The sequence below is a fragment of the Brevibacillus sp. NSP2.1 genome, from assembly GCF_000470975.2.
GTDB lineage: Bacteria > Bacillota > Bacilli > Brevibacillales > Brevibacillaceae > Brevibacillus > Brevibacillus agri.
Genome location: NZ_CP048274.1, coordinates 4742594 through 4763038, shown reverse-complemented (window position 1 = coordinate 4763038; position 20445 = coordinate 4742594). Strand labels below are relative to the sequence as shown.

Annotated in this window: 24 protein-coding genes, 1 pseudogene and 1 riboswitch; of the genes and pseudogenes, 15 read left to right on the top strand and 10 right to left on the bottom strand. The window is 56.1% G+C overall.

Annotation, left to right across the window (positions count from 1 at the left end):
- Positions 1 to 38 precede the first annotated feature (38 nt).
- From M655_RS23230 to M655_RS23220, 3 genes are read left to right on the top strand one after another with little or no spacing between them, the layout of a single operon-like run.
- Positions 39 to 314 (top strand): YqkE family protein, encoded by a 276-nt coding sequence (locus M655_RS23230; RefSeq protein ID WP_007783428.1) that lies wholly within the window; start codon positions 39 to 41, stop codon positions 312 to 314.
- Positions 314 to 460 (top strand): hypothetical protein, encoded by a 147-nt coding sequence (locus M655_RS23225; protein WP_005829966.1) that lies wholly within the window; start codon positions 314 to 316, stop codon positions 458 to 460. The genes M655_RS23230 and M655_RS23225 overlap by 1 nt, the downstream gene beginning before the upstream one ends.
- Positions 461 to 511: 51 nt before the next feature.
- Positions 512 to 688 (top strand): hypothetical protein, encoded by a 177-nt coding sequence (locus tag M655_RS23220; protein ID WP_007783427.1) that lies wholly within the window; start codon positions 512 to 514, stop codon positions 686 to 688.
- 51 nt (positions 689 to 739) lie between these two features.
- On the opposite strand, the gene M655_RS23215 is transcribed toward M655_RS23220, so the two are convergent.
- The 3 genes from M655_RS23215 to M655_RS23205 are packed head-to-tail and all read right to left on the bottom strand — an operon-like array spanning position 740 to position 3964.
- Entirely contained in the window at positions 740 to 1930 is a 1191-nt protein-coding gene (locus M655_RS23215; protein ID WP_007783425.1) for an ABC transporter permease, read from the bottom strand.
- Positions 1927 to 2646 (bottom strand): ABC transporter ATP-binding protein, encoded by a 720-nt coding sequence (locus M655_RS23210; RefSeq protein WP_007783421.1) that lies wholly within the window; start codon positions 2644 to 2646, stop codon positions 1927 to 1929. Before M655_RS23210 ends, M655_RS23215 begins: the two co-directional genes overlap by 4 nt.
- Positions 2647 to 2686: 40 nt before the next feature.
- Entirely contained in the window at positions 2687 to 3964 is a 1278-nt protein-coding gene (locus M655_RS23205) for an efflux RND transporter periplasmic adaptor subunit (protein WP_005829973.1), read from the bottom strand.
- A gap of 197 nt (positions 3965 to 4161) precedes the next feature.
- Here M655_RS23205 and M655_RS23200 point away from each other — a divergent pair.
- The 9 genes and pseudogenes from M655_RS23200 to M655_RS23165 form a co-directional block, all read left to right on the top strand.
- Positions 4162 to 5511, top strand: a pseudogene (locus M655_RS23200) (glucose-6-phosphate isomerase); the annotation flags it as partial.
- A gap of 21 nt (positions 5512 to 5532) precedes the next feature.
- Entirely contained in the window at positions 5533 to 5751 is a 219-nt protein-coding gene (locus tag M655_RS28160; RefSeq protein WP_307723519.1) for an excisionase family DNA-binding protein, read from the top strand.
- Between the two features lie 79 nt (positions 5752 to 5830).
- Positions 5831 to 5946, top strand: a riboswitch (TPP riboswitch).
- Positions 5947 to 6102: 156 nt separating this feature from the next.
- Positions 6103 to 7239: a glycine oxidase ThiO gene (gene thiO, locus M655_RS23195; protein WP_005829978.1), complete on the top strand. Its 1137-nt coding sequence runs from the start codon at positions 6103 to 6105 to the stop codon at positions 7237 to 7239.
- An 80-nt stretch (positions 7240 to 7319) separates the two neighbouring features.
- Positions 7320 to 8297, top strand: coding sequence for an LSm family protein (locus M655_RS23190; RefSeq protein ID WP_286085898.1), 978 nt, complete (start codon positions 7320 to 7322; stop codon positions 8295 to 8297).
- A gap of 60 nt (positions 8298 to 8357) precedes the next feature.
- Entirely contained in the window at positions 8358 to 8756 is a 399-nt protein-coding gene (locus M655_RS23185; RefSeq protein ID WP_005829981.1) for a YugN family protein, read from the top strand.
- 706 nt (positions 8757 to 9462) lie between these two features.
- Complete coding sequence (locus tag M655_RS23180) at positions 9463 to 9912, top strand: NUDIX domain-containing protein (RefSeq protein WP_026558226.1); 450 nt, start codon at positions 9463 to 9465, stop codon at positions 9910 to 9912.
- A 104-nt stretch (positions 9913 to 10016) separates the two neighbouring features.
- Entirely contained in the window at positions 10017 to 10814 is a 798-nt protein-coding gene (locus M655_RS23175; protein ID WP_026558227.1) for an NAD kinase, read from the top strand.
- Positions 10815 to 10838: 24 nt separating this feature from the next.
- Positions 10839 to 11558 (top strand): MOSC domain-containing protein, encoded by a 720-nt coding sequence (locus M655_RS23170; RefSeq protein WP_026558228.1) that lies wholly within the window; start codon positions 10839 to 10841, stop codon positions 11556 to 11558.
- Positions 11559 to 11616: 58 nt separating this feature from the next.
- A complete protein-coding gene (locus M655_RS23165) occupies positions 11617 to 12102 on the top strand; it encodes a YbaK/EbsC family protein (RefSeq protein ID WP_005829989.1) in 486 nt (161 codons plus the stop codon).
- Between the two features lie 146 nt (positions 12103 to 12248).
- On the opposite strand, the gene M655_RS23160 is transcribed toward M655_RS23165, so the two are convergent.
- From M655_RS23160 to M655_RS23135, 6 genes are all read right to left on the bottom strand, one after another.
- Entirely contained in the window at positions 12249 to 12752 is a 504-nt protein-coding gene (locus M655_RS23160) for a GNAT family N-acetyltransferase (RefSeq protein ID WP_035423266.1), read from the bottom strand.
- 44 nt (positions 12753 to 12796) lie between these two features.
- The gene (locus M655_RS23155; RefSeq protein WP_005829991.1) at positions 12797 to 13531 is read right to left on the bottom strand and encodes an exonuclease domain-containing protein; all 735 of its coding nucleotides are present in this window, start codon (positions 13529 to 13531) and stop codon (positions 12797 to 12799) included.
- Positions 13532 to 13543: 12 nt separating this feature from the next.
- On the bottom strand, positions 13544 to 14584 hold the full coding sequence (locus tag M655_RS23150) for a DUF294 nucleotidyltransferase-like domain-containing protein (RefSeq protein WP_005829993.1): 1041 nt from the start codon (positions 14582 to 14584) through the stop codon (positions 13544 to 13546).
- 22 nt (positions 14585 to 14606) lie between these two features.
- Entirely contained in the window at positions 14607 to 15941 is a 1335-nt protein-coding gene (locus tag M655_RS23145; RefSeq protein WP_007783402.1) for an ammonium transporter, read from the bottom strand.
- Between the two features lie 123 nt (positions 15942 to 16064).
- Complete coding sequence (locus M655_RS23140) at positions 16065 to 17312, bottom strand: MFS transporter (protein ID WP_007783400.1); 1248 nt, start codon at positions 17310 to 17312, stop codon at positions 16065 to 16067.
- 163 nt (positions 17313 to 17475) lie between these two features.
- A complete protein-coding gene (locus M655_RS23135; protein ID WP_007783398.1) occupies positions 17476 to 17634 on the bottom strand; it encodes a hypothetical protein in 159 nt (52 codons plus the stop codon).
- A gap of 154 nt (positions 17635 to 17788) precedes the next feature.
- Between M655_RS23135 and M655_RS23130 the strand changes: the two genes are divergently transcribed.
- Together M655_RS23130 and M655_RS23125 are read left to right on the top strand one after the other, a co-directional pair.
- Complete coding sequence (locus M655_RS23130) at positions 17789 to 18127, top strand: toprim domain-containing protein (protein ID WP_005829999.1); 339 nt, start codon at positions 17789 to 17791, stop codon at positions 18125 to 18127.
- A gap of 80 nt (positions 18128 to 18207) precedes the next feature.
- Entirely contained in the window at positions 18208 to 18414 is a 207-nt protein-coding gene (locus M655_RS23125; protein WP_005830001.1) for a hypothetical protein, read from the top strand.
- A gap of 51 nt (positions 18415 to 18465) precedes the next feature.
- Here M655_RS23125 and M655_RS23120 read toward each other — a convergent pair whose 3' ends face one another.
- Entirely contained in the window at positions 18466 to 19245 is a 780-nt protein-coding gene (locus M655_RS23120) for an undecaprenyl-diphosphate phosphatase (RefSeq protein WP_005830002.1), read from the bottom strand.
- A 190-nt stretch (positions 19246 to 19435) separates the two neighbouring features.
- On the opposite strand from M655_RS23120, the gene M655_RS23115 reads away from it, so the two are divergent.
- Complete coding sequence (locus tag M655_RS23115; protein ID WP_005830003.1) at positions 19436 to 20347, top strand: CvfB family protein; 912 nt, start codon at positions 19436 to 19438, stop codon at positions 20345 to 20347.
- Positions 20348 to 20445 lie beyond the last annotated feature (98 nt).

The following is a 20445-nucleotide window of genomic DNA, read 5'->3' as shown; positions in this document are numbered from 1 at the left end:
ATGGGCGTGAATTCGATAGGGAAAGGATGGCAGCTCACATGGCGAAGAAAAAACAAAAACAGCAACCACAACGTCAAAACCTGGATACAGCGACAGAAGCGAAATCTTCTCTCGGCAGCCTGAAGGATATGGTGAATGCGGATGCATTGGCCAAGCTGAAGCAGTTGGAAAAAGAAATGAAGTCCGAAAGCGAGCGCAAGGCGAAGGAAGCGGCCGAGCAAAAGCGCCGCGAGCAGGAAGAGCGCGAGCGCAACAAAAGCTTTGCGGAACTGCTGGCCGACTACGACAAAAAAGGCGGAGGCAAGTACAGTTGATGCGCGATGGACGGCAGACGGAGAGGCCGGATACGTCGAAAAACGGCCTGATGAAAAAACGGCAACTCGCGCTCAAGGATGAGTCGATCAAGCAGCGCGGCCAGCAAGTCCTTGGCCGGTTAGGGAAAAAGCAGCCCAAGGAGTGATTTTTTTCCCTCCTTCCCCATATAGCTAGGAGAGGGGAAAGGAGGGAGACCATGGGGACAATCCTGCTCCTGCTCAGTCTCCTTTGTGTAGCTGTAGGCACCTGGAAGCTGAGCGGTATCTACAAGGCAGACAAGACGGACAGCAAAACGCTCTGGTGGACAGTCGCGAGTGTCGGGATTGCGCTTTTTTTTCTTTTGAAGCTGATGACTGATACGTTTCCAACATAAACATGCACCTGTGGCTCAAGCTGCACAGGTGCATGTTTTTTGTTGCTGAAATTATTCGTAGCGAAGCGCTTCGATCGGGTCCAGCTTGGCGGCCTTGTTGGCCGGATACAGGCCGAAAAAGATGCCGATTGCGCTGGAGAAGCCAAAGGCGATGAACACGCTGTTCCAGGACAGAAGCGGCGGCAGATTGGCAAACTGCGCAATCAGGGCGGCGATGCCCAGTCCGAACAGGACCCCGATCAAGCCGCCGATCAGGCAGACGATGACGGATTCGATCAGAAACTGGATCAAAATGTCGCTGCGCCTTGCCCCGAGCGCCTTGCGAATCCCGATTTCCCGCGTGCGCTCTGTGACCGAAACGAGCATGATGTTCATGACGCCGACCCCGCCGACGACAAGCGAGATTCCGGCGATGACGCTGAAGATCAGTGTCAATGTGCCTGTCAACTGGTTGAACTGATCGACCGATTCCTGCATGCTGCGCACCATGTAGTGGTCTTGTTTTTGATGCTTGCGGGTCAAATACTGCTTGACTTGCTGCATGGCAGGGTCGACAGACGGCTTGTCCACGGCTTTGCCCATGAACATCTGGACGGATGGCTCTTCCTGCAGGCTGTGGTAATAACGGATGGGGACAACCGCGCCAAACGTCTCTGCTCCCATGTCAAACTTGAACTTTTCCTCTGTGTACGTACCGATGACGACGAGCGAGTTGTTGCCCCAGCGCACGCGCTGGCCGATCGGGTTCATCTGGCCGAACAGCTTTTCGCCGAGCTTGTCCTCCAGCACGACGACGGCGCGCTGCTCCTTGTCATCCGCGCTGTTGAACAGGCGTCCTTTGGCCACTTTCATCGTCTTCTGCATGGCAAAGTAGTCGGGGGTGCTGGCGGTCAGGTTGACCCGCTCTTCTTTTTTCGGGCCTTTCAGTTCGATTGTATTGGAGTTGTACGGGACGATGTACTCGATTGCCGGGCTGATTCGGCTGAGTACCTCGGCGTCCTCGATGGTCAGGTCGTCTGCGGCTATCTCTTCCTTCGTATCCCAGTTGATGAAGACGTTGAACGTGTTCTGGCCGAATTTTTCCATCTCGTCGTTAATCGCTTTTTGTCCGCCTTCGCCAAGTGTCGTTACGGCGATGACGGAGGTGATGCCGATGATGATGCCGAGCATGGTCAGGCAGGAACGCATTTTGTTCGCCCAGATGCCTTCCAGGGCGGTGTAAAAGCTCTCCATAAAATTCATGTGACAATCACCTCGTCAGACGGGGTAGAGAAAATTCGTTCCTCGACCCGTTCGTCGCGGACGATGACGCCGTCCTTGAAGGTGACGATCCGTTCGGCGTGCTGGGCGATGTCCAGTTCGTGCGTGACGAGAATGATCGTGACGCCCTGGGCGTGCAGCTCCTGGAACATCGCCATGATCTCGACGCCGGAGCGGCTGTCCAGGTTCCCTGTCGGTTCGTCGGCCAACAGGATGGCGGGTCGATTGACCAGCGCTCTGGCGATGGCGACCCGCTGCTTTTGTCCGCCGGAAAGCTGTGTCGGCTTGTGGTTCATGCGCTCAGCAAGCCCGACTCGCTTCAGCGCTTCGGTGGCGCGACTGCGTCTTTCCGAGCGGCTGATGTTGGCGTACATCATCGGCAGCTCCACGTTGTGCAAAGAAGTGGAGCGCGCGAGCAGATTGAACGATTGAAAAACGAAGCCGATTTTTTGATTGCGAACATAGGCGAGCTGCTTGTCCTTGAGGCTGCTGACCTCGATGCCGTCGAGAATGTACGTCCCCGAGTCAGGACGATCCAGGCAGCCCAGCATGTTCATGAACGTCGATTTCCCTGATCCCGATGGTCCCATGATGGCGACAAATTCGCCTTTTTCCACTAGCAGGGAGACGCCTTTCAGGATCGGGAGGGTAGTATCGCCTGTCTTGTATGATTTCGTCAAGCCTTCTACCTGAAGCATTGTCGGCTGACCTCCTTTTTACGTGGAACGCGTCCAGTCGTTACATGCCCAGCGCAGCAGCACCGCCGCTCATCGGCATGACCGCAGCTCCTTCGCTCAGAGCGTCGACAGGTCCCAAAATGATTTGTTCGTCTCCTGACAGTCCCGACTTGATGTGGGAGAACAGCTCATTTTCTGTGCCTGTAACGACTTTTTGCTTCTTGGCGATGCCGTCAGCGGAGATCCATACGAAGGTGCTGCCATCGGCGTCCTGCTGAACGGACTCGATGGGAACTTGCAGGGCGTTTTCGATTTTTTCCACCATGATGTTGATGTCCACGTGGAAGCCTGGCTTCAGTGCGCTCAAATCGCCCTGCGGCTTGAGGATGACTTTGACGCGCGTTTTTTCGCCTTGGCCCGAACTGCTTTGCGTAGTGGTCGCGATCGGCGCGATCCGGGTAATTTGGGCGTTCAGCAGTTGCTTGCCCAGCGTAATTCCTTCAATCGTCGCGGACTGGCCGATTTTCAGTTTGCCGACGTCCGACTCGTTAATATCAGCCTGAATGAGCAGGTTGTTCAGGTTGGCCAGCGTCAAAATTTCCGTGCCTTTGCTGACGTATTGGCCGTTCTCGGCCGCCACGCCAATGACTGTTCCGTCCATCGGCGCGACGAGGACGCTTTGCACGCGCTCTTTTTCCAACTGGCTGCGCTCTACGGCCAGCTTGTTGATTTGCGCCTGCTGGGCGGCGATGTCTTCCTTGCGCGGCCCTTTTTGCTTGAGGGCAAACTGTTGCTTCGTGACATTCAGGGAAGACTGGGCGTTGTCCAAAACAGATTTGGCCTTGTCCAACTCTTGCTGCGTGGAAGCCCCCGAAGCGAACAGTTGCTGGATCCGATCGTACTCGCGTTTGGCTGCGTCGTATTCGCGCTGGGCCTGATTGACCCGCTCGCGCTCCTGCGCCACTTCTTCCGGCTCTGCCCCGATCTGGGCTTTTGCCAGATTGGCTTTGGCTACTTCCATTTGCGCTTCCAGATCAAGCAGTCTGCCGTCGACATCCGAGGTGTCGATTTTTGCGATGACCTGGCCTTTCTTGACCTTGTCGCCTTCCTTCACCACAAACTCGCGCAAGGTTCCGGTTACGTTGGCATACTGCTTTTGCTTGTCCTCTACCGTGACGATCCCCGAGGTCAAAATTTTGCTCTCCAGGACTGACTTGGTCGGAGCCCCGATGTTTACCGGCATGCCCATGGCTTGCTGAGAGCCCATCATGTTGATTCCGACGAAGCCCGCACCGAGCAGGACGACCACGGAACCGATGATCCACCACCGTTTTTTCATGTTCATTTCTCCTTGCTGTTAGGAACCGTATTATTTCTTTGCTCGGTGAAGTCTTACGCCAGGTCTGGAAAAAGGTAACACTTGTGGCGAATTGTTCACGATTTGCTCACATTTTGTGATGTTTTGACGGAAAGCAACTTTCTGGCTTTTGGCGTGATAAGATAAGAAAATAGATGACGTTCCTTGGGAGGGGAGCCATGAACCAAGCGATTCGATTTGATTACTCTAATGCACGCGCCTTTGTGAGACAGCATGAGTGGGAGCAGCTTGCCCCGGCGATCGGGCAGGCGCATGAGATGTTGCACAAAAGAACGGGTCCAGGCAGAGACTATCTCGGTTGGGTTGATTGGCCGCAGAGGTACGACCGCGCTGAATTTGAGCGGATTCGCCAGGTGGCGGCGCGTATCCAGGCTGATTCGGATGTGCTTTTGGTAATTGGAATCGGGGGTTCATATTTAGGGGCGAAAGCTGTACTGGACATTTTGGGCCACAGCTTTTACAATTTGCTGCCGAAGTCGAAGCGGCGTTTTCCGGAAATTTATTTTGTCGGGAACAATATCAGCCCGGTTTATATCTCTCATCTGATGGACGTGCTCGAAGGAAAAGACGTGTCCATCAATGTCATCTCGAAGTCGGGCACGACGACAGAGCCCGCGATCGCTTTTCGGCTGCTGCGCACCTGGCTGGAGAACAAGTACGGCCGCGAGCAGGCGAAGAAGCGCATCTATATTACGACGGACAAAACGCGCGGCGCCTTAAAAAGACTCGCGGAGGACGAAGGGTACGAAAGCTTCGTCATTCCGGACGATATCGGCGGACGTTTTTCCGTCCTGACCGCAGTCGGACTGTTGCCAATCGCAGTGAGCGGGGCCGATCTGGACGCGCTGATGAAGGGCGCGCAAGACGCGAGCGAGCGCTACATGGTCATGGATTTGTACGAAAATCCGTGCTACCAGTATGCGGCGATTCGCAATGCGCTGTACCGCAAAGGTAAAACCGTGGAGCTTCTGGTCAGCTACGAGCCGCAGTTCCGCTTTTTCGCGGAGTGGTGGAAGCAGCTTTTCGGGGAGTCGGAAGGAAAAGACGGCAAAGGAATTTTTCCCGCGTCAGCCGAGTTTTCCACGGACCTGCACTCGTTGGGGCAGTACATACAGGACGGCATGCGGCAGTTGTTTGAAACGGTTGTTACGGTGAACAAGCCCGCCGTCGACGTGACCGTGCAGGAGGACCCGCTCGATGTGGACGGGTTGAACTTCCTGTCCGGCAAGCGGATGGGGTTTGTCAATAAAAAGGCTTTCGAGGGAACGGTACTGGCCCATGTAGATGGCGGCGTACCGAACCTGCTTGTGGAGATGCCAGAGGCGACAGCGTACCATCTCGGCGCCCTGATCTACTTTTTTGAAAAGGCGTGCGGGATCAGCGGCTATTTGCTAGGGGTCAACCCGTTCGATCAGCCCGGGGTGGAGGCGTACAAGGCCAACATGTTCGCCCTTCTGGGAAAACCTGGATTCGAGCAGCAGAAAGCGGAACTGGAGGCAAGATTGCGCGAGAACAAGACGTATTTGACTGTGGAGGAGACAGCGGCGTATTTGGAGCTTCCTGAAACGTTTATTTTGGAAAAAATTCATCAGGGCAAAATCCGCGCTCTCCACGACGGCAACGAGTACATCATCAACAAGGAGCAGTTCAATCACCATCTGGAGGAAATGCGCAAGCTTCGCGAGTTCGAGGAAGCGGCGCGTCACGAGACGGTTCCGGAAAGCTACGATGTGAAAGACGAGGATTAAGCTGAGGATGAAAGCGCAGACCATCTTGTCAGATCGCGCCCAAGAGGACTATACTTGGTGGGTGAACGAAAATAAAAGATCAAGCAACTCGGGGAGTCCTTCATGCGGGGCTGAGAGGATGGAAGCAACGACCGTCGACCCATTGCACCTGATCCGGATCATGCCGGCGCAGGGATACGGTTGCCGGCAAACAGCGCTTTTTTATTTGGTTACGATGCGTATGAAGCCCGCCTTTTCCTGCGAAGGAGAAGGTGGTTTTTTTCATTTTGTCGACTGCGCCAGGGGCTTTTGGCTACAACGGCGCTTTCGAACGGCCCCGAAGAGATTACAACAAGCGAGGAGAGAGAAAAATTGAGCGATTGTCTCGTAGTGGGTGGAGGAATTATCGGATTAAGTCTGGCTTATGAGTTGTCACGAAGAGGAAGGAGCGTCACGCTGGTCGAGCAGGGAGAATGGGGCGGACAGGCGTCTTCTGCGGCGGCGGGGATGCTCGCGCCGTTGAAGGAGTTTACGGCCCCAGGCCCGATGCTCGATCTGGGCATGACTTCGCTGGCCTATTACCCGCAGTGGGCGGCCGAGCTGGAAGAGTTTACCGGAGGGGACGTCCAGCTCAGCCTGGAAGGGCTGCTGACGGTCGCGCTCAACGATGACGAGCAGGCACAGCTTTTGGCGAAGTACCATTGGCAAAAAGAAGCGGGGCACAGCGTCCACCTTTTGACGGAGCGGCAGCAACTGGCTGAGGTGGAGCCGCTTTTGACCGAGCAGGCGCAGGCAGCCATCTACTCTCCGTACGAAGGGCATATCAACAACCGCATGCTGCTGCGCGCTCTGGTGACAGCATGCCGGCTGCAAGGCGTCGCGTTGCACGCAGGCTGTGTCGTGAGCGGCATCGCGGTAAAAGGCGGCCGGGTAGTCGGCGTGGAGAGTTCGCTTGGACCGCTGCGGGCGGAGCAAACGATCATCACGTCAGGCGCGTGGGCGGGCATCATGCTGGAAATGCTCGGCGTTTCGATTCCCGTTCGCCCGGTTCGCGGCCAGATCGCGGCGGTATCCTCCGCAGGCATCCCGCTTCGCACCGTCATTTTTGGCACATCCGGCTACATCACGCCGAAGAAGGACGGGAAAATCGTCATCGGCGCGACAGAAGACGAAAGCGGCTTTCAGCGCGAAGTTACAATGGCGGGCTTGGCCAGCATCCTGAACGGAGTCATGCCGTACGTCCCGGCCTTGCACGGCGCTGCTTTTCTGGAGGCGTGGGGCGGACTGCGGCCAGCTACCGCAGATGGCAAGCCGCTGCTTGGTCCCGTGCCCGGCTGGGACGGGCTTTCGATTGCCGGAGGGCACTTCCGCAACGGCATCTTGCTGTCCCCGGCTACCGCGAAATGGATGGCCGACTACCTGGAAAAAGGCGAGACAGAGCGTCTGACGCCGTTTTTGCCATCCCGCTTTTTGGCAAAAACAGACGAAACGTCGAACAAAATGGGCTAGTCCGAACTGCAAACCCGGTACACCTCCCCATGGGCACCTGTATATGGTAATAAAGAAACACCAGAAGGGGAGGAGTTTCCATGCAGTCTGAAAAAAACCTGTACCAGGCTGACGTCCAGACGGTCAGTCTGATAAAGGATATGCGTGAAAATGTGCACAACATATGCAAAGAACACGTCGAGAAAAAGGTGCGCATTGAAGCGATTGACGGCCAGATTTTTGAAGGCGTGATCGTGGACTTTGACGATCAGAATGTATATGTGGAAGTGGACGATCCCGATGCAGAGGAAGACGACTACGAGTTCGAAGAGGTAGCCAGCCGCAAATCGCATGGAGACTGGGGCATGTACCCGGACTGGACTCCCTACGGCTATCCATATGGCGGATACCAGCCGTTTGGCGATGTCAGTCCGCTTGGCAGCAGCAGCCAGCCGAATCGGCCTCCTGCTGGTCAAGTCAGCCCTTACGCGGACGATTGCTATCCATACGCTCCGATCAGCCCATTCGGCAGCCCGAATCAGCCGTATGGGCAGGTAAGTCCGTTCGGCCAGCCCGAATCAGCCGTTTGGGCAGGTAAGCCCGTTCGGCAGTCCGGGTCAACCGTATGGGCAGGTAAGTCCGTTCGGCAGCCCGAATCAGCCGTTTGGGCAGGTAAGCCCGTTCGGCAGTCCGGGCCAGCCATATGGGCAAGTAAGTCCGTTTGGCAGTCCGAGCTTTCCGTACGGCCAGGTGAGTCCGTTTGGAGAGGGCGCTCCTTTCGTCAGCCCTTATTCCGGCTTCAATCCGTACATGGCGCCGTTCCCACCGTTCCCGCCCTACCCGCCTCAGCCGTGTTACCCGTACCCACCGCCGCCACCACCTCCGGCTGCAGTCGTCTTGCCGAGGAAAAAACGCCGCCGTCCGTGCCGAAGAGGCAAAAGAATCATTCCGCTCGCCTTGTTTACGCTTTTGACGATCGCGCTGCTCTAAAACCTGAAAGCATAGAGTTACCAAGCCTCTTGCCATCCGCAATTCCGGCAGCGAGGCTTGTTGCTCGTTTTGCCTGCCCTCGCCTGTGAGTACAACCCGCCGTTTTGGCGCACACTACCAGTAGTATGTGACGAAGGCAGGGGATACAAATGAAGAAAATTCAAAGCAGCTTACCAGGGACGAAGGCGACGTTCGGCTATTTCCGCGAGTCGCTCGAGCCGCATTTTACACTGGCGAATTGGGATTACGAACACGGCTATTTCGACCGCACCCTTGACGACAGGAACACCGTGTACCTCCGCCTCCCGGTAAAAGTCTTGCAGGGCGAGCTCGACAGCCCCGACGCGTGGCTGGAACTGGGCGAACCGTTTGTTTTGCGCCACGTCTACAACACAGGCGTAGAGGAAGATATCGGCTACTACGCCCCCGTCGCTTCAGCCGTGATGAACCAGTTCCAGGAGCCGCTCGACAAAGATGCCGAGATCGACCCCCGCTGGATTCGCAAGGCCGAGGCCATCGTCAAAGAACTGGAAAATCGTCTCGGATGAAAAGCGGGCCTTGGAGCAGGCCTGCTTTTTTGTTTTGCTTTGCTGAAAGCAGCAGCGAGGAATGGATTTTCAATGAAATTGCTTTTTCAGCCCTGTTCTGTTTGCAGAAAGTATTGCACAGATTGAGGGCAGCAAATCTTGCCTGAGGACCCCGGATCGGGTGGTTATTTTTTCTAGCATGAAAACCGTCTTTGAAAAACTCTTTAAAAACGTTTTTAAAAAACCCACGCCCACTCAAGCAAGCCGCTGACGAGGAAAGAGGAGAAATCCGCGAAAGCTCTTTGGGATACCGACCGAGGTGGAGGGGAAAAAGCAAAACACGCTTTTAAGCGTCCACTCTGAGACACATCCTGAATCGACCACTTTGGACGCGGTTTTGCTTTTTCCCCGGAGCCGGGCAGTCCAGCCCCCAGCGGGTATCCCAAGAAGCTCCAGCGATTTCTCCTCTTTCCTCGCCTCACCAAAAGCAACGACAGACGGGCTTTTTAATGTTTTTGCTTTTTCCCTCGCCTCGCCAACAGCAACGGGCAAACGCTCTTTTCAATGTTTTCACTTTTTCCCCGCATCACCAAAAACAACAAACAACAACCTTTGTAAAAGATTTGTTTTTCCACTATTAGTCAGGTAATATTTCCCTAACAGCAGAATGACCGACCCGAGACACCCGTGAAAAACGACGTCCTGACAGGAGACAGGAGGCGACAGCATGGCGTGGTACCATGCGATAGCGAAATGGTATTGGAAAATCCGCAAGCCGCTGACTCTCGGAGTGCGCCTCATCGTGGCCGACGAACAAAAAGGCGTCCTGCTCATTAGGCACACCTATGTACCCGGCTGGTACTTGCCCGGCGGCGGAGTCGAAAAAGGAGAATCGTTCTGGGAGGCAGCCCGCAGAGAGCTGCGGGAAGAATGCGGCCTCGTGGCTGGCGAGCTCAGGCTCTGTCACCTGTATTACAGCGAACGCGAAGGCAAGCGCGACCACATCGCCCTGTTCCACGCCTGCCAAATCCAGCCCGGGACAGGCAAGATCGACGCCGATGAAGTCCGGGACATGCGCTACTTTTTGTGGGACCAGCTCCCGGACGACATGACCCCCTCGACGCGAAAGCGATTGGCGGAATTTTGCGCCCACTCTTTCCGCGAAGAGCGATGGTGAGACTCGGCTGTTTCCATGCATCTCCTTTTCCCATGTGGTATAGTGAGATCAACAAAACGAGCGTACTTGACCGCTTCGAAGGATAAAAGTGAGGGCAGACCAGCATGAAGATTGCGACTGTACTGCGAAATGACGATTATACACGGGAAGTAGAACGTTTGTTGAAGGAAAAGCTGCGCGAGGCAGGCAGTCCTTACACGTTTGTGAACGGAACGGAGGCCAAGCCTGATATGGTGCTCTCAATCGGAGGGGACGGGACGCTGCTGGAGGCCGTCCATCAATACGGCATGGAGCCGGCCTATGTCGGGATTCATACGGGACACCTCGGTTTTTACGCCGACTGGCGGCCGGAGGAGCTGGATGAGTTCGTCGACCGGCTGCTGCACGCCGAACCGGCGATCGTCGAGTATCCGACGGTCCAGTGCCGGATTGATACAGCAGATGGCCAGCGATACGAAAAATGGGCGTTGAACGAACTGGTCCTGCGCAACGCGTCCCTCTCGACGTTGGTCGCTTGCGTCTACATTAACGGGGACGAGTTGGAGACGTTTCGCGGCGACGGGTTGATCGTGTCTTCGCCATCGGGGAGTACAGCCTACAACAAAGCCGTGGATGGAGCGATCGTGCATCCGTCCATCGAGGCGATCCAACTGTCCGAAATCGCCTCCATCAACAACCAGGCGTACCGGACGATCAACAGCTCGCTCGTTTTGCCCAAGCATCACGAAGTAGAGCTGATTGTCATGAACCCGGAAATCATGATCGGCCTCGATCGCGAGCAGGCGGTGTGGAGAGGCGTGCGCTCCATTATGTGCCGTGTCGGGCAAGGCAAAGTCAAATTCGCCCGCTACAAGCGACTGACGTTTTGGAGCAGGGTGCGCAATTCGTTTATCAAAGGATAGAGAGACTTGGGGGAGTGGATATCATTGAAAAAGCTAGGAACACTGCAAAGCATTTTCCGCCATCCGGTAAAAGCGATGCAGGGCGAGCAACTGACGACGTCGGAGGTCGACGCTTTCGGCCTGTACGGCGATCGGGCTTATTACTTTCTGGACGACTCTCGCGGCGGAAAATATTTGAGTGCAGACGTCGTCCCGGCGCTGCTCGGCTACCATGCCAGCATGGGGGAAAAGACGGGCGAAGAAGCATACCCCGACGTTCAAGTTGAAGCGCGTGACGGCAGCGTACATACGTGGGGAGAGTCGCTGTTCGCCCATGTCGCAGAGACAGCGAAAAGAGCGGTGACACCGATGCGCAGTCTCCCGACAGAGGGAGGGAAAAACTGGGAGGACCACATTCTTTTGGTGACGGACGCCTCCCTGCGCGAGCTGGCACGGGTGATCGGCAGCGACTGGATTGACCCGAGACGTTTTCGCGGAAACCTCATCGTCGAGCTCGAAGACGACGAACCGTTCGCAGAAGACAAATGGCTGGGCAAAAAGCTGCAAATCAACGATGTTACCCTGCAAGTTACCAAGCATTGCGAGCGTTGCATGTACGTGAACATCGACCCCGATACGCTGCAGAAAAACCCGGCTGTGCTGAAAGCATGCGTGAAGCGCCACGAAAACCATTTTGGCGTGTACGCCTCTGTGGTGACGACAGGTACGGTGTCGCAGGGCGACGAGGTGTTTATTCTGGAGTAGGCAAAAAGGCGAGGCAAACTGCTTTTGCCTCGGCAACTGGCTAGTGGAGGTGCGAAAGATGACCGTGATGAGTCCTGTAGAAAAAGTGAAGGCTTTTGTGCAGCAGTACGATCCCGCAATCGAACCGATTTTGTTCAAGCAGCCGCTTCCTACATCCGAGGCAGCCGCCGAAGCGTTGGGCAGCGAGGTGGGACAAATCGCCAAGTCGATCCTGTTTCGAGCTGGCGACCAGTTTGCGCTGTTTGTCGCAGCGGGAGATGTCAAGATCCATCCCAAGCAGGTCAAGGCCGCTTTTGGCTCGGGCAAGGCGAAGATGGCCTCCGCCGAAGAAGTGGAAAAGGTGACAGGCTATCGCGTAGGCGCTGTCTGTCCGTTTGCGTTGCAGGAGGAAGTGCCCGTCTTCGTCGATACTTCCCTGCGGCGCTTCCCTGTCGTCTATACGGCTGCGGGCGTTGCCGAATCGCTTTTGCCCGTCACCTACGCGGCATTGCTTGCCATGACCAAAGCCGTCGAGATCGATGCGGCTGCTGCACCAGCCTCGTAAAAACATGACCGTTTTGCCGGCCGCAGGCAGACAAGCAGTTCTGCTGCTTTTCGGAAAATGGCGAAACGTTTTTTTGCAAAAACAAAGCCGACAATCCGCATGACAGCGTGGATTGCCGGCTTTTGTTCGTGCGCGCAGGGGAAGCTTCACGCTTCTTTTCCCAGCATCAATTGATAAAAATGCACATCGTGCCACTCGCCGAATTTGAAGCCCACCTCCCGGAATTTTCCCGCAAGCGTAAACCCGAACTTTTCATGAAGCCGCACACTTGCCTCGTTTCCACCCGTAATGCCGCTGATGACCGTGTGGTAGCCGAGCTGTTCCGCCCGCTGCAAGATGTCGCTCATCAAGGCCGTACCGACACCGCATCCCCGCTGCTGCGCATCAATGTAGACAGACAGCTCGACCGTTTTGCTGTACGCCGGCTTTTCGCGAAAAGGAGAAAGGCAGCAATAGCCGACCACTTGCCCGTCCGCTTCGGCGACGAGCAGCGGATGAGCTTCAGTGTGCTTGTGAAACCAGACTTCGCGCTGGGCCAAACTCTGCGGCTCCAGGTCGAAAGTTGCAACGAGATGGGCAATCGCATGGTTGTAAATCGCCAGCATGGCAGGTAAATCGTCCAAAACAGCTTCCCTGATTTGCAGCAGCATGAATACCGACTCCTTCAAAATCAAACAGCGATTCCTCGCCTGTTCTACCGCAGCGCCTCGTACACATCCCGGAGATTGGTGTATCCGGCCTGCTGCGCTTTTGTCAAATACTTCGCCCACAGCGTCCCGGCGGCCACGGCGTCACAGTAGGCGTGGTGCCTGCGGGAGATCGGGATGTCGTGCTGGGCGCAGAGGGCGTCCAGCGAGCCGTTGCCGATCGGGTTGCTCAACAGCCGAATCAAAAGCATCGTGTCGAGCATCCGGTGAGTCAGCGGTCGTCGGCTCGTTTTCCAGAGGGCGGAGCGAAAAAATTCGCGCTCATGCCGGGAGTGATGGGCGACGAGCGGACGATCTCCGACGAAGCGGAAAAACCGCGAGAGAGCTTCCAACAGATCGGGCGCGTCCGCAGTCATATCGTCGGTAATCCCGGTCAGCGAGCGGACGTGGGGCGGGATCGTGCGCCCCGGATTGACCAGCGTGTAAAACGAATCTCCGAGCAGCAGCTTTTCCCCGCGCATCGCCACCGCGCCGATCGAGATGATCGCGTCTCCGTGATCGGGGTAAAAGCCGGTCGTCTCCAGGTCGACGACGACCACCTCCAGATCGGCAAGCGGTATGTTTTCGCTGGAATCGACGTGTCTTGCTTCCTTGGAGATGGAGCGAAGATAAGCCTGGTGCTGTTTGTCGTCGTCGCCAAGCCCCCACTTCCAGTCGCCCGGCACCCCTGCCATTCCGCGGTTCATGTTCCACAAGCGGCCGATGAAGTCCCATTTTGCCAAATGCGTCTCCTCCTATCCCCTGAAGGTGGACGGGAGCTTCGCCGTCATTTTTTGCAGGCGGATGGCGAGCTTCATCGCTTCACGCACCTGTGTGATGGAATCAGGCGACAGCTTGCTGAGCTTGATGTAGCTGTTGCTCGTGTAATGGCCGTCCTCCCAGTGCAAGAGGGCGGTCAGGCGCAGCCCCTGGATCAGCCGAAAATGCGCGGCTATTTCGTCGCAAAAGCTTTTGCTCCACACGCCTTTTTCCGCCAGCTCGCCCAGCCGCTCAAGCGTGGAGCTGACGAAGATGCCGTGCGCCAGGGCGAAATGCCGCACGCAGTTGACGATCGGCAAATAGACGCCGTACTTGATGTTGACGGCTCCGCGAAACCGCCCGGTGACCTCGGGCAGCACCCTTCCGAACAGGCCGAGCGGCACGCGGTAATGCAAAGTGTTGCTGACCAGCCGATCGAGCAAAAACGTATTCCCGGCCAAAAGCTGCCGGAAGCGGTCCAGGACAGGGGCGAAAATGGCCGATTCTCCGTACAGGACGCGCACGTCGCTTGCCAGCAGCAAATAGCGGGCGTTTTCCCAGACCGGGTGAGAGATCCATCTGTCCAACTGGTCGATCCATTGGTCGACGCTGCCGCGCCACTTCGGAGAGAGGCAGGTGACATTGCCCTGGCAAGGCGGATAGCCTGCTTCCTCCAGGCCGGAAACGATGGTCGCGGCCAGCAGTTGAAAATAGCCGTGAACCCGCTCCTGCTCGCTTTCGTTGAGGTGCTCGGGGATCGAGTAGACAAGCCCGTTGTCCTGGTCGCTGATGATGGCCTGCTCGAAGCGTCCGCCGCTGCCGAATTGCAAAAAGGCAAACGGGACGGGCGGCGTGCCGACACCTCTTTTAGCCAGAGCGTCTACGGCAAGCAGAACGCCCTGGCGGATAAGGTTGTCGTGAATCAAGTTCACTACGATTGAAAAAGGGGCCATCTCCCCTGCGCGGTTCAATTGGCGCAAGGGATCTGGGTCAAGCAATTGCTGGCGAAGTTGCGCGAGCTCGGCGAACGATTCCACCTGCCGGATACGCGCTACCTGCTCAGGTGAGAGTGTGAGAGGTGCCGCTTTGCTGGGACGCAGAGGGTCGAATGCGCTCGGGCTGCAGTAGTTCGGGATAACCGTATCCCCCGTGTTCGCTAAGGTCAAGGCCAACCACCTCTTCTTCTTCTGTGACTCGAAGTCCGATAGTCGCTTTCAGGATGGACAAAATGACGTACGCTACAACAAACACATAAGCCATGGAGCCTGCGAGGCCAAGCGCCTGTACACCGAGCTGGTGCAGCCCGCCGCCGTAAAACAGTCCGGCGCCGCCTACCCCGACTTTTTCCGCAAGCTCCGGCGTAGCGAACAGGCCAGTGGACAGAGTGCCCCAGATTCCGGCTACGCCGTGAACGGAAAAGGCGAAGACCGGATCGTCAATTCCCATGCGATCGAACCAGATGGAAGTATAGAATGTAAGAATACCTGACACTGCGCCGATCACGACGGCAGCCCACGGCTCGACGAATGCGCACGAAGCAGTGATGGCGACGAGAGCGGCCAGGACACCGTTCAGCATGCTCGGGATGTCAGCTTTGCCCATGACGATCCAGGAAATGGCGAGGGCGGCGACAGCGCCTGCTGCTGTAGCGAGATTGGTCGTAACGGCGACATAGCCGAAAAAGCCGGAGGTGCTGCCGAGCGTGGAGCCTGCGTTGAAGCCGAACCAGCCGATCCACAGAAACAGCACGCCGAGCACGGAGTACACCTGGTTGTGGCCGGGGATCAAATTGGAGCTGCCGTCACGGTTGTATTTGCCGATGCGCGGCTTCAACAGAACGGTAGCGACGAGTGCGACGATGGCGCCTTGCAGATGGACAACCGTGGAGCCGGCGAAGTCTTGCATGCCGAGCTGGGCGAGCCAGCCTCCACCCCAGACCCAGTGGCCGACGACAGGATAGATGAGGACGGTAAACAATACGCTGAAAATAAAGTAAACGGACAGCTTGGCACGCTCGGCAAAACCGCCCCAGGCGATCGCCAGCGAAACCGCCGCGAAGGCGAGCTGGAAGAGGAAGAGAATCGAGATCGGAACCGTAGCGGCAGAGAAGGCGGAGAAAGCGTCCTTTTGCAAGCCGTCGAAGAAAAAGCCGGATAAGCCGATGAAGGAGTTGCCGTCGCCAAAAGTCAGACCGAAGCCGAACGCCCAAAAGGCGATGGAGCAAATGCCGAAGGTGAGGACGGTTTTGCCTGCGACGTGGCCTGCGTTTTTCATCCGGGTCGATCCGGCCTCAAGCAAGGCAAACCCTACTTGCATGAGAATGACCAAAATGGCCGAGACCATGACCCATGTGGCATCAATGGCGGACGATAGATCAGTGAGAGTCGGTTCCATTCATTCCACTCCTTTTATGTCAGGTATTCTGACATTCATTTTATTTATGTCAGATTATATGACACGTAAAAACGGAATGCAATTCTTTTTTCACAAAGAAACAGAAAACACCAATCCTTCTGTCTACACAGAGGCGGATTGGTGTTGTTGGCGCGAATTTCGTTGGTCGATAAAAAATCCTGTCGCAGACATCGCGGCGAGAAACAGCCCGCTGATGAAAAAGAGCTGTTCTACTGGCCAGCTTCCCAGCCAGATGGCGCCAAGGCTGCTCGACAGCATCGAGAAGAACGTAAAGATCAGCATGTTGATCGCAAAAATTTTGCCTGTGCTGCTGCTGGCGGCCTTGATCTGGATCGCCGTGACGGTCGGGATGCCGATGAACGGTCCGCCGACCCCGGCTACGGCTGCTCCGAGAAAAGCGAGCCAATGCACCGTGCCTCCTGTGGCGAGCAGGAGAAAGCCACCCGCTTGCAGCGTCCACCCGATGAGAATGACCAGCAAGTAGCGCGTATAGTACGCCCGTGACATGTACAGGCTGCCGAGCAGGTTGCCTACGCCGTAAAAGCCCATCAGCATCGCCAGCGTACTCCCGTCCCCTTGCTGGATGCGTTCCGCGAGAAAAGGAAAGCCGACACTGTAGCACACCTGCCAGACGAGAAAGCCCATATTGCTAAACAGCAAGACCAGGAGCAGCAGTCGGCTTTTGCGCAATTCCCGCACCCCTTCTGCAATGTCGCGCACGTACTGGCCGGGAGTCATTTTCGCTGCGGAGGCTGTCGCCTGATCGTGCAGGGAGACGCGAAGCGCATACAAGAAAACGACAGAGAGCATGTAGCTGGCGGCATTGACGAAAAACAGGGTGGAGAGCGGCACGGCTGCGGCAATCAGCCCGATCGTCATCGGCGCTGCAATCCGGACGGTGCGAAAGGTCGTGTCCAAAATCGCGTTTGCCCGCCCCAGTTGTTCAACCGAAACGACAGACTTGAGCGCAACTGTGCGTGCGGGCTGAAACAGGCTGGAAAACAGCCCGAGCAAAAATTGCGCCACGAGAAAAAAGGCAAACTGCTCGATGCCCATAGCAGCCATGATCCCGACGCCGATCGCTACAAATATGCGGGCGACGTCAGCGCCGACCATCAGCAGGCGGGGGCTGTACCGATCCGCAAGCACGCCGCCGATCAGGTAAAAAAGCAGTCCGGCCACCATTTCCGGGATCGCTAGCAGGCTGAGTGCCGTTCCCGACTTGGTCGCCTGCAGCAAATACCAGAGCAGGGCGAAGCTGTAGCATTGATCTCCGACGTTGGCTGTCAATTGCGCCAGCCACAGCTTCAAAAACGAGCGGTTTTTCCATAAGACCGAGGATGAGTCCACGTGTAATCTCTCCGTCATGGTACGTAGTCAAAAGATTTTGATCTAAGCGTAGCAAGGCGGAGAGGGAAAGTAAAGAAGCGATCAGACGATTGGCTGTCCGTTTCAACCAGAGGCGCGCTCCGTTCATGAAAAACGGCTTCCGGAAAGAAGCCGCTGAAAAAATTTACCCTTGGGTGCTGTTGTTTTGCTCGTTGTGCTGCTGTTGTCGGGAAGAGCCTTGGTTGTTGTCGGTATGCGTGTCGTCCGCAACGGTGCTGCTGGTCAGTCCGGCTACAGCCAAACCTTTCTGGTTCAAGTTTTTCGCGCTTTTGAACTTGGACATGGTGCTTCCCCCTTCATCATCTGGCTTCTGTTTTACGATGCCTAGCCAGCGGCAGAAGTAATCGTCCCACATTTTCCCGCAGAGCGGCTGTCTATGTGGAAGCGTAAGATATACTATAGAGAAAAGAGGTTTGTGTAAAAAAGGAGGGGATGGCATGGGAGGATGTGTCATTATCGTGGAAGGGAAGACAGACAAGGAGCAACTGCTCCGCGTACTGGCAGAGCCTGTGACCATCTACTGCACATACGGCTCCTACAGCCAGGAAAAAGGCGAGCAGCTTTTGGCGCAAGCGGAATCGGCAGACGAAGTGTACCTGTTTACCGATGAAGATGACAGCGGCAAAAAACTGCGGGCGAGCTTGTCCGACGATTTCCCGCACGCTGTGCATCTCTACACCCCGAAAATGTACAGGGAAGTGGCGAGCACGCCGTTGCCTGTGTTGGCTGAAATATTGGAGCGGGCCGGATTTGCCGTGGTAAACCTCGATTCCTGATGCTGGAAAGCCGTCAGGGGATAAAACACCTCGCCATCGGCTATAACAGTAGTAGATGGATTGGTGGAGGTGCAAGGCAATTGCGCGGCTTGATGACCTTTTTAAATCGCATGAACATCCTGATGTGGCTGCTGGGCATTTTCATTGCTCATGCGCTGCTCTATCTCGCGCTGGGTACAGCGACCTGGCTGGCGACGTCCCTCTTGGCTACCGCCTTCTACGGCATTATTTTGCTCGTAGGCAAACTGGTCGCCAGCCGTTACCCTGACAAGGAAGAAAGCAGATGAAAAGCCGGCTTTGGCGCAGCCGGCTTTTTCCTTTTTCCACTTTTCTCCTGACTACCAGCCGAAAAACTGGAGGGCGAGAATCAAAGCGCCCAATACCCAGACGTAGACAGCGAAACCCTTCATCGAGCCTGTGCTGATAATTTTCAGCATCCAGCGAATGGCGACGTACCCGGCCAGTCCGGCACACATCGTTCCGACGAGCATCGGGATGAGCAGCGCGGTATCGAGCGGGGCAGCCGCCAGCTTGGCTGTTTGCAGCACGCATGCCCCCAGGATGGCAGGCAAGGAAATCAAAAAAGAAAAGCGCGCGGCGTCGGCGCGGTCGATTCCGCGCATGAGCGCTCCGGCGATCGTCAGCCCCGAACGGGAAATCGCGGGCAAGATCGCAGCCCCTTGCAGCGTGCCGATGATGAGCGCATCCGTGTAGCGAATGTCGTCGAATTTGCGCTCGCCCCGTCGCATGGATTCAACGGCCCACAAAATGGCGCCCGTGGCGAGAAACTCCCAGCCGATGGTGATTCCGGTGCGCGAAATCTCCTCGAAGTAGTCTTCGAACAAAAGCCCGATCGCCGCCGTAGGAATCGTGCCGACGACGAGCAGCTTCGTCAGCTTGGAAAACGGGTTTAAGACGATGTAGCGAATCTGCGGCCAAAATACAATCACGACAGCGATCAGCGTCCCGAAATGCAGCATCGTGTCGAAGAGCAGACCGACTTCCTGCATGCCGAACAGCTTTCTGAACAAGACGAGATGGCCTGTACTGGAGATCGGCAAAAACTCCGTCAATCCCTGGACGATTCCGAGGAAAATATGTTCCAAGAGAACGAGCATGGACATAGGTCACTCCTGTCTGTTGGCAAAATGAAACCGGGTACAAGCCGGGCCTTACTGTCATATGTATGTTCACGGAGACAAGACTTGCCTTTTGGGGGCGGTCTGAGCAAAAAAAGTTGTGGTATTTTCCCGGCCGGGATGGGTATAGTTAGTGTGCATATAGGAAGAGAGTGAGGAAGAAACAACCATGCACAAAAAGAAAAAACGCGAGCCGCAGTTGGCTGCGACGGGAAGCCTGCAGGCGGGCATGACGCTTACCATGACAGTGGCGCGCAAAACGGAGATCGGCTATTTTTTGCGCGAGGGCAACGATGAAGTGTTTTTGCATGAAAAGGAAGCGCATGAGCGTCTGCATGTAGACGATGAAGTAGAAGTGTTTTTGTACCACGACCACGAAAATCGGCTGGCAGCGACGATGGACATGCCTTATGTCAGCATGGGAGAGTACGGCTGGCTGGAGGTCGTGGATGTATCGCCGCGGATGGGCGTGTTTTTGGACAACGGGATCAAAAAAGATTTGCTGCTGTTTGTCGATGACCTGCCAAAGCTCGCCGATGAATGGCCGCGCCCGCGCGATCAAATATTGGTGACATTGAAGCAGGACAAGCTCGGACGGCTGCTCGCCAAGCCTGTAACCGAAGCGGAAGTGACGAAAATCGCCGTGCCCGCTGACGAAAGCATGCGAAACAAGCAGGTGGAAGGTACCGTCTACAAGGTCATTGCAGCAGGGGCGTTTTTGCTGACAGAGGACGACCATATTTTGTTTATCCACCGCGACGAGATGGTAGGCCGCCTGCGCTTGGGCCAGACGATTCGCTGCCGCATCAGCTACGTGCGCGAAGACGGGCGGCTGAACGGCTCGATGAAGGAGCGCAAGGAAGTGCAGTACGGCGAGGATGCGGACAAGCTCTTGCGCTATTTGATTAATCGTGACGGGGCCATGCCTTACACGGACAGTACGGAAGCTGATATCATCCGCGAAAAATTCCAGATGAGCAAGTCCAGCTTCAAACGGGCGCTCGGCAAGCTCATGAAGGAGCGCCGCGTGGAACAGGTTGACGGCTGGACGAAAATCATCCGCCGCGACGACGAAAAATAAACAAATCCCTCCCCCGCGCCCTTTGCTTGCTGCAAGCATAGGGGACGCGCCGGGAGGGATTTTTCAATTTAGCATGGGAAGCATGCGCGAAAGCCGTC

Bases quoted from the DNA above. Each gene is read 5' to 3' on its own strand.
- M655_RS23135 (WP_007783398.1), bottom strand. From the start codon at position 17,634: ATGTCCAAGTTCAAAAGCGCGAAAAACTTGAACCAGAAAGGTTTGGCT.
- M655_RS23205 (WP_005829973.1), bottom strand. From the start codon at position 3,964: ATGAAAAAACGGTGGTGGATCATCGGTTCCGTGGTCGTCCTGCTCGGT.
- M655_RS23145 (WP_007783402.1), bottom strand. From the start codon at position 15,941: ATGGAACCGACTCTCACTGATCTATCGTCCGCCATTGATGCCACATGG.
- M655_RS23185 (WP_005829981.1), top strand. From the start codon at position 8,358: ATGAAGAAAATTCAAAGCAGCTTACCAGGGACGAAGGCGACGTTCGGC.
- M655_RS23220 (WP_007783427.1), top strand. From the start codon at position 512: ATGGGGACAATCCTGCTCCTGCTCAGTCTCCTTTGTGTAGCTGTAGGC.
- M655_RS23230 (WP_007783428.1), top strand. From the start codon at position 39: ATGGCGAAGAAAAAACAAAAACAGCAACCACAACGTCAAAACCTGGAT.
- M655_RS23120 (WP_005830002.1), bottom strand. From the start codon at position 19,245: ATGCTCGTTCTCTTGGAACATATTTTCCTCGGAATCGTCCAGGGATTG.
- M655_RS23210 (WP_007783421.1), bottom strand. From the start codon at position 2,646: ATGCTTCAGGTAGAAGGCTTGACGAAATCATACAAGACAGGCGATACT.
- M655_RS23215 (WP_007783425.1), bottom strand. From the start codon at position 1,930: ATGAATTTTATGGAGAGCTTTTACACCGCCCTGGAAGGCATCTGGGCG.
- M655_RS23115 (WP_005830003.1), top strand. From the start codon at position 19,436: ATGCACAAAAAGAAAAAACGCGAGCCGCAGTTGGCTGCGACGGGAAGC.
- M655_RS23175 (WP_026558227.1), top strand. From the start codon at position 10,017: ATGAAGATTGCGACTGTACTGCGAAATGACGATTATACACGGGAAGTA.
- M655_RS23190 (WP_286085898.1), top strand. From the start codon at position 7,320: ATGCAGTCTGAAAAAAACCTGTACCAGGCTGACGTCCAGACGGTCAGT.
- M655_RS23165 (WP_005829989.1), top strand. From the start codon at position 11,617: ATGACCGTGATGAGTCCTGTAGAAAAAGTGAAGGCTTTTGTGCAGCAG.
- M655_RS23160 (WP_035423266.1), bottom strand. From the start codon at position 12,752: ATGCTGCTGCAAATCAGGGAAGCTGTTTTGGACGATTTACCTGCCATG.
- M655_RS23180 (WP_026558226.1), top strand. From the start codon at position 9,463: ATGGCGTGGTACCATGCGATAGCGAAATGGTATTGGAAAATCCGCAAG.
- M655_RS23225 (WP_005829966.1), top strand. From the start codon at position 314: ATGCGCGATGGACGGCAGACGGAGAGGCCGGATACGTCGAAAAACGGC.
- M655_RS23130 (WP_005829999.1), top strand. From the start codon at position 17,789: ATGGGAGGATGTGTCATTATCGTGGAAGGGAAGACAGACAAGGAGCAA.